8 protein-coding genes are annotated in these 12,529 nt (G+C 45.9%); 7 read left to right on the forward strand and 1 reads right to left on the reverse strand.

What is annotated here, in order from left to right:
• Positions 1–113: 113 nt before the first annotated feature.
• Genes J4N43_RS17110 through J4N43_RS17130 form a run of 5 tightly spaced genes read left to right on the forward strand, consistent with a single transcriptional unit; the run spans position 114 to position 8,569 of the window.
• Positions 114–2,111: a prolyl oligopeptidase family serine peptidase gene (locus J4N43_RS17110; RefSeq protein WP_238952491.1), complete on the forward strand. Its 1,998-nt coding sequence runs from the start codon at positions 114–116 to the stop codon at positions 2,109–2,111.
• Positions 2,112–4,253 carry a TonB-dependent hemoglobin/transferrin/lactoferrin family receptor gene (locus tag J4N43_RS17115; RefSeq protein ID WP_213891096.1) on the forward strand — a complete coding sequence of 714 codons (2,142 nt, stop codon included), beginning with the start codon at positions 2,112–2,114 and terminating at the stop codon, positions 4,251–4,253.
• A gap of 9 nt (positions 4,254–4,262) precedes the next feature.
• Entirely contained in the window at positions 4,263–6,515 is a 2,253-nt protein-coding gene (locus J4N43_RS17120) for a proprotein convertase P-domain-containing protein (protein ID WP_213891098.1), read from the forward strand.
• A gap of 25 nt (positions 6,516–6,540) precedes the next feature.
• Entirely contained in the window at positions 6,541–7,992 is a 1,452-nt protein-coding gene (locus tag J4N43_RS17125) for an Lcl domain-containing protein (RefSeq protein WP_252094190.1), read from the forward strand.
• Position 7,993: 1 nt separating this feature from the next.
• Positions 7,994–8,569, forward strand: coding sequence for an Lcl C-terminal domain-containing protein (locus J4N43_RS17130; protein ID WP_017635423.1), 576 nt, complete (start codon positions 7,994–7,996; stop codon positions 8,567–8,569).
• Between the two features lie 108 nt (positions 8,570–8,677).
• Here J4N43_RS17130 and J4N43_RS17135 read toward each other — a convergent pair whose 3' ends face one another.
• Positions 8,678–10,321, reverse strand: coding sequence for a methyl-accepting chemotaxis protein (locus J4N43_RS17135; protein ID WP_252094191.1), 1,644 nt, complete (start codon positions 10,319–10,321; stop codon positions 8,678–8,680).
• Between the two features lie 331 nt (positions 10,322–10,652).
• Between J4N43_RS17135 and J4N43_RS17140 the strand changes: the two genes are divergently transcribed.
• Positions 10,653–11,474, forward strand: a complete 822-nt coding sequence (locus J4N43_RS17140; protein WP_005375153.1) for a phosphate ABC transporter substrate-binding protein — start codon at positions 10,653–10,655, stop codon at positions 11,472–11,474.
• Positions 11,475–11,574: 100 nt separating this feature from the next.
• Positions 11,575–12,507, forward strand: a complete 933-nt coding sequence (gene pstC / locus J4N43_RS17145) for a phosphate ABC transporter permease subunit PstC (protein WP_005375154.1) — start codon at positions 11,575–11,577, stop codon at positions 12,505–12,507.
• Positions 12,508–12,529: the final 22 nt, after the last annotated feature.

The raw sequence follows: 12,529 nt of genomic DNA on the forward strand, positions 1-12,529 counted from the left end.
CACACACTAGATAAAAATCTCACATGATTATGAAAATGATAATTGATCTCATTTTTATTTAAGGGCAGAATACGCGCCATTGTATTAATCCTATAAATGAATTCGCTCTCTATATGAAATTTACTCATGTTTTTTTAGGGCTCATAATTACCTCTAGTTCTGGCTTTGCTGCTGATGATTTCAACTGGCTTCGAGATGATGCTCGTAAAGATGAGCGAGTTCTTACCTACCTAACAGAACAAAACCACAAAACTGAACAGCACCAAAAAAGTTATCAGACGTTGACAAAAAACCTACTAACGCAGTGGGATACCATTGTGGCAGACAAAGGTGATAAGCCATGGTCGATCGTGAGTGGAAGAGAGTGGACGCTAATGCGTCGCGATGGTCGTTACTTACTATTATCCCGTGCGAGTCAACATGCACCAGAAAACGTGGTGTTCGATTTCGATGAACGACAATCTGCGCATCAGTACTACCAACTTGGTCAATGGCAAGTGAATGGTGACACGCTACTTTTCACGGAAGATATCGACGGCAGCGAACAATATCGTGCTGTGGTTGTTGATTTACTCTCCGGTCAATCTACGGAACTGGCGACGCACGTCGATAGTGGCGTATTGTTGTCACCTAACGGGAAAGTGGCATTCCTCGTTGCAAAAGAAAAGCGCACCCAGCGACCTCATCAGATCTTACGTATCTCCACTGAATCTTTGGCAAAAACAGTCCTATGGAATGAACCCAAGTCAGATTGGTTACTTTCTTTCTATCGTGCGGCAGATAGCCGTTACGCTGTGCTGCAAAGCAACAACGAGTCAACAACAGAGCAGAAGCTTGTCGACCTAGAAACGGGGACTGTCTCAGATTCATTGCGAAAGCCTGAAGTGGGTGTGGAATATTACGCGGATGTGGCGAAAGGTTACATTTATCTTAAAAGCAACCTGGAAGGAAAGTTCGCCCTTTACCAAGCCGAACTCGCACCGCTTGGCGCAACATGGCAACGCTTTACCAATCCTCGTGAGCCGCTTGAACAGTTCTACCTTTATGATGCAGGAGTTGTGGCACTTAGTAAGCCAAACAACTTGTCGACATTGACGGTGTATTCTTACCAAGGGCAGGAAAAAGTGATACTGCCATTGGAACACGATGGTAATGTCGCTTGGCTAAGCACATTGGGCGATTTTGAATCAAACAAAATTCGTATCCGAAGCATGTCGATGACTACGCCTCCTCAGTGGGAAGAGTTCGATGTAAAAACGCTGAATAAATCCTTGTACTCTCAAGATGCTTACCAAGACTTTGATAGTCAGCGTTATGTATCCCAACGTATTTTTATTAAGCACGACGGCGTTTCTGTCCCTGTCTCTTTGGCGTATCGCAAAGACAAATTGCACCCACAATCTCCTGTGATGATTTACGGTTACGGCGCGTATGGTTTTACGATGAAACCGTACTTTATGCCTCAGGTTATCAGTTTACTCGACCAAGGTGTGATTTACGCTATCGCCCATGTCCGTGGCGGTGGGTACTTTGGCGATGAATGGCACGAGCAAGGCCGTGGTGTGCGAAAAGCCAATTCTATTGGTGATTTTGTCGCGGCCGCGAAGGCGCTGCAAACATTCGAACGTGGCAATAGAGAGGTTTTCGCCATCGGTTCTAGTGCTGGTGGCACGTTGGTGGCCGGAGCGGTTAATCAAGATCCTAAATTGTTTTCAGGTGTCGTACTTAAAGTGCCTTTTGTTGATGTGGTTGCAAGTATGTCGGATACCTCACTTCCGCTTACCACACAGCAGTATGGCGAATGGGGTAACCCAACCAAACCTGGACAATTGGCGTTAATGAAGGCGTACGATCCGATTCTCAATATCCATAAAGACGCTTACCCACCCATGTTGGTTCAAGTCGGTTTAATCGATCAGCGCGTGCCATATTGGGAAGGCGCAAAGTATCTCGCTAAAGTTTCAGCGTTAAGTGAGCGCAACGGGCCGTACTTGTTGCAAACTGATTTTAATTCGGGCCACCAAATGGACCCACGACAAGCGCAAGAACAACAAGCAAAAGAATACGCATTTCTACTATCACTCATTAAAACATCTAAAGCGGAGCAGTAAATGAAGCTTACCCCAGTGTCAGCGGCAGTACTTTCGGTACTTGCTGCCAGTCAAGTGCACGCCGAATCTAAGGCTTTCTCAATGGAAGAGGTGGTGGTAACCGCCAATAAAATCGATCAGCCATTGTCAAAAGTGGCAGGTAGTGTCGCGGTTATCACAAACGAGCAAATCGAAGAAAGAGGCGAGACCGAGCTATATGACGTGCTGCGTAACGAACCTGGTGTAAGCGTGACGGGCGGTGCAGGACGTCCGCAAAACATTACCATCCGTGGTATGACGGGTAACCGCATTATGATCGTTCGTGATGGCATTCGTTCTGCGGATGGCTTCGGTGCGAATGACATTAATGATGCCGTTGGGCGAGATACTTTTGATTTATCCAATTTTGAATCGCTGCAAATCATTAAAGGGGCAAGTTCTTCGGTGCATGGCTCTGGCGCGATCGGCGGTGTGGTGATTTTAGAATCCAGTCAGCCGGGTGATTTCTTAAAAGACAAAGACTTCTACACCGATGTTTCCGGTACTTACACCGATATCAGCAACAAGTACAAAGGCACGAGTAATCTAGCTTTCCGTTCCGGTGATACAGAGAGTTTGTTTAACGTTTCATACTGGCAAGGACAAGAGACACGTAACTTTGATGAAGATTTGTATAACCGCGACCTCGATGGTTACAGCGGTGCTTATACGATCAACCACTTTTTCAATGAAGAGGTGATGTTGAAAGCCAAAGCGGAACTCTACACCCAGAACCAAGAGCGTTTGGAGGGTTCACCGTCCATTCAACCTGATGGAATTTGGCATATTGAAGACTTTGCTGAGGATGAGACCACAGAAGAGTACAGCGCTTATATTGGTGCAGAGGTGACTCCGATTAATCCAACTTGGTTCGAAGAGTTGGATACCAAAGTTTACTGGCGTCACACCGAAGTGGTGGAAGACACCAACCGTTTAATGCGCCAAGTGGATCATAATGGTTTGATCACCAAGCGTCGCGAGCTGGAACACAAAACCTTCATTGACGAAACAATTGGCTTCCGTGGCGATTTCACCAATACGATTTATGCAGCAAATGCTGAGCACCAATTGGCTTACGGTGTCGAGCTTTCTACAGACTATTACGAACGCACAGATAGCGACTCCAAGATTGATTGGAACGGAGTAACACCTTCGACCAAACAACCTTTCGCTCCTGCTCGTGCTTATAACATTGGCTTGTATGTCCGAGACATGGTGGAACTGGATAAATGGACCATCACAGGTGGCCTACGCTTTGATGCGCACCGTCTCACGCCAGACGGTGCGGGTGAAGTGGGCGGCTTCCCATTAAAAGACATGGATAGCTCAGAGGTATCTCCAAGTCTGTCGGTTTCTCGTGAAGTATTTGCCAACAACATTGCTTATGTATCTTATAACCATGGTTACCGTGCTCCGGAATACGATAAAGCGTATGGCTTCGTAAGCCACGACTTTGTGCCGCTCACGCCGTTTGTCATTGCACCAAACATGGATCTAGAAGCTGAAACTTCCGACTCATTTGAAATCGGTAACAAGTTCGATAACGGTCGTGCGTATGTCTATGCGTCTTTGTTCTACAACAAGTTTGAAAACTTCATCGACGTTGTGACCACGGGCTTTGACTCAAGCAATGGTAATTACATTAAACAATACCAAAACCTCGATGGTGTCGAGACGTATGGTGCAGAGCTTTCTGCAGGTTACGCGATCACTAAGCGATGGAACATCAGCACCAAGTTTGGCTACGTAGATGGCAAAGACGCGGAAGGTGAATACGTTCGAAGCATTACGCCATTCGAAGGTAACGCTCAACTGAAATACGCCGACCAAGACTTCAATGCTTACGTGGCTTGGAACTGGGCCGCGGCCATGGATCGCGTTCCTAAATGCCAGACCACGCTTGGTCTAGCGACAGAGTGCGCGCAGACAAGTGCGTGGAATACGTTTGATATTGGCGCAACTTACCACGTTTCCAAAGACCTTCGTGTTAGCGCAAACATCATCAACCTGTTCGACAAAGAATACATCCGATACCAAGACGTAGCGGGTATCGCTGAGGAAAGTAAGCGTTACTCAACTGAGCCAGGGCGCTACTTCACGCTGACTGCAAAATACGAATTCTAGGACGAAATCATGAAGCTAAAACCATTGGCGTTTTCACTGCTTATTGCATGTACCCCTGCGGCGCTGTCTGCAGAGTGGGATTATCCCACAACGGATTCTGTGGTGACCAATGAAGCGCAAGCGAAAACTTATTTAGACAGCCACTACTCAGAAGCGGGCGAGTTTAAGTTCCGTTACAAAACCCAGTCTCAGCTTGGTGAGCATTACAATTTTGATGTTTGGGTTAACGGTGAATATCAATCTCAGCGTGCCCTTGTAGTAACAACTGATAAAAATCATCACGTTGTGCGAGTGTTTAAGAGCCTTGAAGATACGATAATTCGCAACGGTAAACCAACGGTTGCAATGGAATTGGAATCGCCTCGCCAACTGCAAGCACAAGAGCCACCGGCTTTGAGCTCTGGAAGTCTGGTTGATGTTGAGGTTTCTTTATTCAACCCAGATCTGCGCACCATGCAACAGCAAGCGGCACCAGAATCGACATGGTCAGCACTGTCCGATTACCCTCAGCCGATCGAGTACGTCACCAAGTCGATTGAGGTTTTAAAGTCGGGAGGTAAGTTCTATCTCTCTAACCCAAGATTAAAGCAAGTGGATGCGACGGGTTTATTTTCAGCCCCAGCACCTGGTGAAGCGCCTGTACTCGATACGTTGGACTTCCTCAGCGCAGAAGGGGTTCAAGCATTTGACAGTGTTGATGAGATGCAAAGCACCGAGTTTGGTGACAATGCGTTCCCACAGTTGATGGCTTTTTATCATCTTGATAGCTCGATCCAATATCTGACAAGCCTGACTTACGACTTGTTTGATGAACCGCTTCGTTTTGACGCTCGCGGTTTATCAAAAGATAACTCTACTTACTATTACGGTCCGAAAGCACTCATGCTGGGTGTTGGTGGTGTTTCTCCGGATGCAGTCGATGCTGATGTCGTGATACATGAGCTTGGGCATGGTATTCATTACCAAATCGTACCGGATTGGGCGTACGGCCACACTGGTGCTATCGCAGAAGGTTTTGCTGATTACTGGGCGGGCAGCGCGAGCTACCGCACTCAATATTTGGATGCTTCGCGTCGTGGTCAAGAGTTCGAGTTAGATACGGTGTTCAACTGGGACGGTGTGTTCGGAACACGCAAAACAACTCGTAGCTTATGGAACCAAAGAGCGCGTTACTTCGAGGGCTCAGAGTATCCAGCGCACGTTAGTGTGGGCGGTGAACTAGGCGATGAGCTATGGTCAACGCCACTGTTCCAAGCACTTAAAGCATCGGTTGAACGATACGGTGATGATACCGATAACGTGTTCCGCGAGTTTGACGCCATTGTACTTGAAGGTATGTACGGCATTGGTCGTGGCGTGAAAATGCATGATCTGGCGGAGTCGACCGTGTTTGCCGCAAACACCTTGTTCCCAAATAAAGACTACGCCCAATTCCTGACGGACAGCTTCAACAGACACAACTTACTTAAAGCGCCTCTTCGTGTTCGCTATGACGCTCGATACATCGCACAAGGTCAAGACGTTGGTTTGAGCCTGAGCCAAACTGGCCGTGAAGCGAGCATCAAAGGGCAATGGAAGCTAAACAACGCATCTGTTTTCGACTTTGATGAAACGCTTTCTGACTTGACCTCAATGAAGGTGGCGTTACCAAGCGGTCTAACATGTGGCACGCAATTCGATTCCTCTATTTCATTGGATTATCAATTTGCTGAAGGCCTAAAGACTCACCAGTGGAGTGAACAGGTGATGCTGGTTAATGGTACGCCAGAGCTTGATATCCAGCCTCAATCAGTGAATTCCGCTTTACCGGAGCAGGGCGACAGACTGTTCTCTCAGACGCTATCGGACAAGTCACGCACGATTGATGATTCGTTTGCGGTTTACCTGAACATCGAACATGACTCACTGCAAGATCTGCAAGTGACGCTAGTGTCTCCACAAGGCAAATCGGTCGTGCTACTTAGCCATCAATCAAGCAATACCAAAGGATTTAAAGGTTACTTCACCGCTCAGTATGACGAGGAGTTACAAGCACTTGTCGGTCAACCGAGTTGGGGTACTTGGCGTCTCGAAGTGTCTGACCGCGTGTCAGGGAACTCTGGGGTGTTGAAAGAGTGGGGTGTGAGTCACTTTGCTCAGTATCAGTGTAGTGCTGATACCACTAAAGAAAGCAGTGGCGGTGGTTCAGGTGGCAGTGGTTCGCCTTGGACCTTGTTAGGACTTTTCCTGCTTTCAATGGTGAGAGTGATTCGCTCTCGTTAATTAAAATCAAAAGAAGATAAAATCTATGAAGTTTCAATATTCTTTCGTTGCTATGTCACTAGCCCTAGCTGGCTGTGGCGGTGGTTCTGGTGGTGATACGTCGGCACCGACCTATGATGTAGCTGGCACCATCGTTTCTGCAGGTACACTTCTTGATACGCCAGTGTGCATCGATTTAAACCAAAACTACGTTTGTGATACGACTGAACCGAGCACTAAAACGGATAATGCCGGTAAATTTAGCCTGACTTCAAGCGACAAAAACATACTAACTAGCACCATTCTTGCTCAAGTTGAGCAAGGTTCAAACCAAACGTTGCGTCTTGCGGCTCCAGGCCAAAATTTAGCAACGGGTAACACAATCAATGGTGTAACAACGTTGCTCGCGGGTCTTGTGGTTGACGGTAAAACCGTTGCTCAAGCTGAAGAGATTGTGAAAGCGCAACTCGCCGATGCTGGCGTTTCTCTTTCTGGTACGGTGATGTCTAACGCAGAAGCCAGCGAGCTAGACAAGCTAGAGCAAAACACGGCTGCACTATTAGCTGCAATGCAGCCACAACAAATGACCCAAGGCGTAGCGCTGCTTGCTCAAAGCCTTAGCTTCCAGGGTAAATCATTGGCCTCTGATCTTCTGTCTGAAGTGGAAGTGAGTGCATTTGCTGAAGAAATTGTAGCGGTTGCTGAACAAACGGTTGGTAGTAACGATACGGGCGCCGTTCTTTATTTTGCTGAAGGAGCAGCAGACGTAGCAGAGGTTCAAGCGTCTTACCCTGGTCAAGATGCGGAATACGGCTTCGACAAAGAGGACAAGCAAACGTCGACAGGCGCTGGCTTTAAGTTCGTTAAGCTAGATTCACAAGGTGCAGCTTTAGCTGCAGATGCGACTGAGTGGGCTTGTACTATGGACGAACGTACTGGTCTTGTTTGGGAAAATAAGAGTGCGGATGCGAGCTCGGTTCAATTTAAAGATCGCCTGTTTGCGTTTGAGTCTGAAGCATTTAAGCCATTTAGCAAAGATGTAGAGCTTGCAGGTTGTAAAGACGCTGGTGATGAAGTTTGTACCACTAGCCAATATGTTGAGTACATAAACAAACAATCGTTATGTGGAATCACTGGTTGGCGCTTGCCTACTTACCGTGAGACTTATGACTTACTAGACTTTGGTGAACAAACACTGTTTGCTCCGAACGATGAATATGCAAAATACAACGTCTATGGTTTTAATGTTAAATACTTTCCACAGCAAACCATAGGTAGCCCTTATTTAGGATATGGTGCGTTTTGGCATAGTGACTTTAAGTTTACGAATGCATCATCACAACTTATTGATGGCGAGATTTATTTCCCTGCGATTGTCTCCCGGGGCAAAGATAGAGGCACTATTTCATACGTCGAGATTCGATCAAGCAACACAAGTGCGGGTGCCGATGATTCTTACCAATTCCCAATCCGTCTAGTCGCAGTTAAGGGGCAATAAGATGAAGAAATTAATAACTGTACTATCTCTTACTTTGGCTTCTCAAACTGCAATAGCTGCACAAGAGTGTTCTACTGACTTTGCTAAAACGGCACCTAACACGCGTTATACATATTCTGAGAGCGGTACCGTAACTGACCTGAAAACAGGTCTAACATGGATGCGCTGTCCAGTTGGTATGACATGGAATGTAGGAAACCAAGAATGCCAGGGGACGCGATCTACAATGTCATGGCAACTCGCTCTCTCCACAGCCAAACAAATTCGTAATAAGGACGGCAACCATCCTCTTCACAATTTTGCTGACAAAAAAAATTGGCGACTAGCAAATATCAAAGAGCTAGTATCTCTAACTGAGCGAGCTTGCCACAGCCCAGCCATAAATAGTACAGGGTTTGCTAGCGGCTATAGTCTGACAGATGGAGATGATGTTCTAGGGCGTTATGTCTGGAGCAACACACCTAATGGCGACGGTAAGCATGTTGCAACTTTTGATACGACTAATGGTGAGGTTTTCAATAGAGATCCGTTAAACTCAAGTTTCAAAAGTTCTCTCTTGTTAGTGACAGATGAATAATAATTATTACGTTAATAAGGGTTGATAGCTTTGCCTTTATAATAAGCTCCGCCAGTGCGGAGCTTTTTCTTTTCTAACCTTTGGAACTTATCGTGTTGAGCAGAGAATTTAAACTTGGAACTGCTTAAGCTGATGTTTTTGGTTTTCTGCTAAACCAGACAACTCTTGCGCTGCCGCGGCTGATTGAGTGATACCAGTGACGTTCTGGCTCACTAGTTCATAGATGTTCGTTAAGTTGTTGTTGATATCAGCCGTGACCTGTTTCTGCTCTTCTGATGCGGTCGCAACTTGAGTGTTGATTGAGTTCAGATCGGCGATAGCATTACTGATATTAGCAAGTGATTGGCTAACTTCTTGTGTCAGAGCTTGGTTGTCTGACAACATGGCTAAGCTGGAATGCATACTTTCATTTGCGTGACCAGATTGTTGCTGTAGCTCTTCTATAATGGTTTGGATCTCTTTGGTGGACTCCTGAGTTCGCGCTGCCAGCATACGTACTTCATCGGCCACTACCGCAAAGCCTCTGCCACTTTCGCCCGCTCGTGCAGCTTCAATCGCTGCATTCAGTGCAAGGAGATTCGTTTGCTCAGAAATACCTTCAATCACTTCGATCACGCGACCAATGTGTTCTGATTGATCTTTTAGTGAAGTCACGACGGCAGCGGCTTCGTTAAGTTGTTCCGCCATCTTTTCACTTGCGCGAGTACTTTCCCCAAACATGCTTATACTTTGTGAGGTTAACGTACGTGCTTGATTTGATGCACTATCTGCTTCTTGTGCATTGGTCGATACTTCAGCTGCGGTCGACTCTAGCTGATTGATCGCCGAGGCTACTTGCTCAACTTCTTGCTTTTCTTGATCCGAGTTGACGCTGCTTTGAGTCATAACAGTTGCTAACTCGGTTGATGCTGATGCCACATCTTCACTAATGCGAACCAATGCGCTTACAGTTTCACGCAGTTTTTCTATGGTCTGGTTTACATCTCGAGCCAACTGAGACACTTCGTTTTTCCCGATGGCTTCGGCCTTAACTAGTAGGTTTCCCTTCGCGACTTCCTGCATCGTTACTTGAAGGTTACGAATCGGCGCAACGATGTAGCTGGCGAGTACCCAACTAATAAGTGAAGCAGCACTCAAGATCACCGCAAGCGAGACGGTGCTGTAAGTGAGCGTGGTTGAATGTTGTTCGCCATTCGTTTCGACTTCATCGGTGACGATTTGATTCAATTGTTTAGATAGTTTGTCGATGGCGTTGATCATCGCTTCGCCAGCTAATCGATACTCAGCCATTGCAGATTCGTACTTTTGATTGAAATCAGAGGTGGTGTAATCAGAAGAGTGTTTAGTGGTGAGCAGAGGTGTCATGGTAACGCGAGTGAAATCAACATAGTGATTCATGGCCTTACGCATAGCATTGACTTCATTTTGAATGCCAGGGAGATTGTCGATGGAGTTAAGAAAATCGCGGTTTTTGTTTTGTCGCTTAGAAAGCTCTTGGTTGAGAGACTGAACATCTTCGGCTCTAAATAGACTATAAATGGCTTTGATGCGCATGGCGTAAGTGTTGTCTACGATGCCGCTAAGTTCCTCTTTGTGAATGATTAGCTTATGGGTGGAAGCCGAAACCTTATTGAATGCTTGATCGAGTTTACCGATTCCGACACTCAGTCCAATGATGAGTAATATAACTGTGAATAGAACAGGCAGAAAAACCTGAAGTTTAATAGAAAGCGTACTAAGAAATTGACGCATGAGATTGACCCTCTATCGGTTTGATTATTATCTTTTTTATAAATAAGCATTTCGATTTTAATTGTTATATTTGCCAAATCAATGAGTTACTCATGCCTAATTGCTATGAAATGTACCAAAATCGATGGGGTTATCATCTTGAACATGAGGCAACGTTATAAAAACGTTACGTTCAAATTGAGAGAGGGATAAGTCGCGGAATTAATAGTTAGAAATGACAACGTGTCATAGAGGGTTCAACTAAGTGAAACACAACTGTCATATTCAAATTCTAAAGTGAGCACCGTTCAAGTGAAACACAACGGCAATAAAGCCACTTAAGGAAATTGTGATGAAAAAGACAGTAATCGGTGCAATCGCACTTCTAGGCGCAATGGCAGTGACTCCTGTTTCTGCTAAAGAAACTATCTCTGCAGTGGGTTCTAGCAGCGTAACTCCACTGATGGAAGTTTTCTCTGAAACGTACATGAAGAAGAACCCTAACGTATTTATCGAAGTTCAAGGTCCTGGTTCTTCAGCTGGTGTAAAAGCAGCGAAAAATGGTTCAGCAGACCTTGGTATGTCTTCTCGTAATCTAAAAGACTCTGAAAAAGAATCAACACTAATCGAAGAAGTGGTTGCTCGTGATGGTATCGCAGTGGTTGTTAACCCACAAAACAAACTGCCAGGTCTAACAGCCGAGCAAGTGACTGCAATCTACAAAGGCGAAGTATCAAACTGGAAAGAAGTCGGTGGTGCAGACAAGCCAATCGTAGCCATTACTCGTGACACAGCTTCTGGTACTCGTGGCGCATTTGAAGACATCATGTCTCTAAAAATGAAGATTTCTGGTAAGAAGGTATCAGCTATCTCTCAACGTGCTCAAGTTGCAAACGGTAACGGCGCACTGAAAACAATGGTTGCATCTAACCCATACGCAATCGGCTACATTTCTCTTGGTACTGTAGATAACACTGTTAATGCGCTAGCAATCGACGGCGTTGATGCAACGGTAGCTAACGTTAAAAACGGTTCTTACAAAGTAGCGCGTCCATTCCTTGTTCTTTACAAAGAAGGCAAGCCATCAACAGAAACGCAAAAATTCCTAGACTGGATGCTAACTGACGAAGCGCAAGCGCTAGTTGACCAAAAAGGTTACATCTCAGTTAACTAATCCCATCGGGACTCTAAAGTTTGCTCAGCCCAACGTTTCGGGCTGAGCCTTTTCTATCCATTGTGTTCAACGGCATTGCCCAGAACCGTGAGATTTTTAAATGACCATCGCAACAAATAGTGAAAAGCTTATGAATACTGACGCTAGAGCTATCAGCAAGTCAGGCCTACGCGAGAAGCGTCGTGTAGACTGGAAAGAGCGCATCTTCCACGGCTTGTTCCTAACGAGTGCCGTAATCGGCATTGTTTCATTAGCCGTTATTGCATACTTCATCGTTCGAGAGAGTATTCCGGCATTCCAAGAAGCAGGCGTATCGGGCATTGTCTTAGGACAAAACTGGTTACCACCTGCGCTTTACGGTGTCGCCACCATGATTGTGGCATCTATCGTATCGACGGCTGGTGCTGTCATTGTTGGGGTTCCAATTGGTGTTCTGACCGCCATTTTTATCGCTGAAATCGCACCAAAGCGATTAGCAGACATCATCCGTCCAGCGGTTGAGCTGCTAGCCGGTATTCCTTCAGTGGTCTACGGCTTCTTCGGTCTGGTTATTATCGTTCCATTGATTCAGAAGGTATTTGATGTACCTGCAGGTAACACTATCTTGGCCGGTATTATTGTTCTTGGTGTGATGATTCTACCAACAGTAATTACGGTTTCTGAAACGTCTATCCGTGCTGTCCCTCGTACTTATAAAGAAGGTTCTTTGGCACTGGGCGCATCGAAAATCTACACCATCTTTAAATTGCTCGTTCCAGCGGCTCGCTCAGGCATCATGACAGGTGTGATTCTGGGTATCGGTCGTGCGTTGGGTGAGACTATGGCGATCATTATGGTTATGGGTAACGCGCCGGCAATGCCAGAAGGCATCTTGGATTCGGCTCGTACACTAACTGCAAACATCGCTATTGAAATGTCTTACGCAAGTGGTGTTCACGCGAACGCACTTTACGCTACAGGTGTAGTACTTCTGGTCTTCATCATGTCGTTGAACGCTGTACTACTGTACCTAAACCGAGAAAAAGCGAAGTAATCGCTCGTTAAAGGTGACTATT

Origin of the sequence: Vibrio sp. SCSIO 43009 (assembly GCF_023716525.1) — a bacterium.
GTDB lineage: Bacteria > Pseudomonadota > Gammaproteobacteria > Enterobacterales > Vibrionaceae > Vibrio > Vibrio alginolyticus.